This is a genomic window from Protofrankia sp. CiT1, assembly GCF_917627335.1.
Taxonomy (GTDB): domain Bacteria; phylum Actinomycetota; class Actinomycetes; order Frankiales; family Frankiaceae; genus Protofrankia.
Map to the genome: position 1 here is coordinate 1 of NZ_CAKJTP010000032.1, position 1,605 is coordinate 1,605.

The 1,605-nt window shown below is 77.1% G+C and carries 1 pseudogene; it reads right to left on the bottom strand.

Annotated features, from left to right (window positions below):
* Window positions 1-1,576: pseudogene (locus tag MJ785_RS07985) on the bottom strand (BREX system serine/threonine kinase PglW); the annotation flags it as partial.
* Window positions 1,577-1,605 lie beyond the last annotated feature (29 nt).

The window sequence follows — 1,605 nt, forward strand, 5'->3', positions numbered from 1 at the left end:
AGAGCAGCCACAGCGGCCGGCCGCCGGCCCGCGCTCGCGCCCGCTCGGCGAGTGTGAACAGCACGTCCAGCCCCCGGCCGTCGTACCGGCCGAAGACGCCGGCGTCGTGCAGCAGCAGCGGTGCGGGCTGCCCGCCCGGCCCGGTCCGGCCGGCGGGGGCGTCGACCATTTCGGCAAGTAGCGGCGCGGCGCGTTCCCAGGCGAGCCGCACGTACTCGGCGAGGTTCGCGGCGGCCCGGCTGCCGGGCTCGGCGGTGTCGGCGCGCAGGATCGTCGCCCACGTCGGCTTGGGCCGAGGGTCGACCTCGGCGTGCAGCGCGTCGAGGAACACGGCGGCGACATCGACCAGTTCGGCGGCGAACCGGTGCGGCTTCGCCAGCTCGGCGCGCGCCGTCAGGTAGTGGCTGCGCCGGACCGTGAGGGCCCGGAACCCGCCGGTCTCGCCGGCCGCGGCCAGGCGCTGCTCGGCGGTCGCGGCGGCGACCCGGTCGGGGCCGTCGTCGGTCAGCGCCGAGCGGCCGGTCCAGCCACCCAGGTCGGTGGGCTGGCGGACGACCGGTGTCGGCCGGGAGCCGAGGCCCATCGAGGAGAACAGGCCGTGCGGCGGCGCGTAGCCGCCGCGGGCGTGGTCCCAGTCGAGGGTGAACCCGGCGTCACGCAGCGGGTCGTCGAGCCGCGGATGCGGCGGCAGCTCGGTGTCCAGCCCCGGGAACCGGGCCAGCACCCGCTCGTGGATCGTGTCGACAAGCAGTAGAGGCCGTTCGGCGCGCTCGTCGGACCCGGCGGTCTGTACCGGGATGCCGCCAGGGCGGGCCGAGAGGACGCCGGCCTGGGAGAGCCGCAGCGCCCGGACGAGATCCAGGGCGCGCGGGTAGATCTCCAGGCGGGCGTTGGTCGCGGCGGCGCGGGACGCGGCAGCGGCCAGCCGGACGAGGCGCGGCGCGTCGAGCGCCGGCATCCCGTCCGGGCTGTCCGCGGCGAGCTCGCGCAGCACGGTCGCCGGGCTGGGGAGTTCCTCGGCCCTCGCCAGCCGGTCGGCGACCTTGCCGAGCGCCACCGCGTAGTCGAGCAGCGCCGGCGCGGATGGGGTGGCCGGGCCGTCGGCCTCGGTCACCTCCAAGGCGACCAGCATCCGCTCGTAGTACTTTCGCCGGGCGATCCGCGGCTCGGGGTCCAGGTCGACGGTCTCCAGCGCGGCCCGGACGACCGCCGCCGCCCGCGCCCGCGGTGCGCTCGTCCCCGGGGCGCTGCCCCGGCGGGCGAGCACCGCGGTGACCAGCTCGTCGAAACCCATCACCCGGCCGGCGTCGGCGAGGATCTCGACCAGCTCGTCGTGCACCGAACGGACGGCGGCGTCGGCGTGCCAGGCCTTGCGCCGCGCGATCAGCACCTGGGCGATCCGGCCCGGCGTCACCCCGACCCGCCCAGCGACCAGTTGCTGTCCCGGCCAGAGGGGCAGGTCCGGCAGCGTGCCGGCGGCGTCTGGCAGGCCGAGCAGCAGGCGGGTCGCGTCGGCTTCGGTGATGGCCCGCGTAGAACGGGGCAGTAGCCGGTCGGCCACCGCCTCGACCGGCATCCGGGCGTAATCCGTCGCCGTCGCCGTCG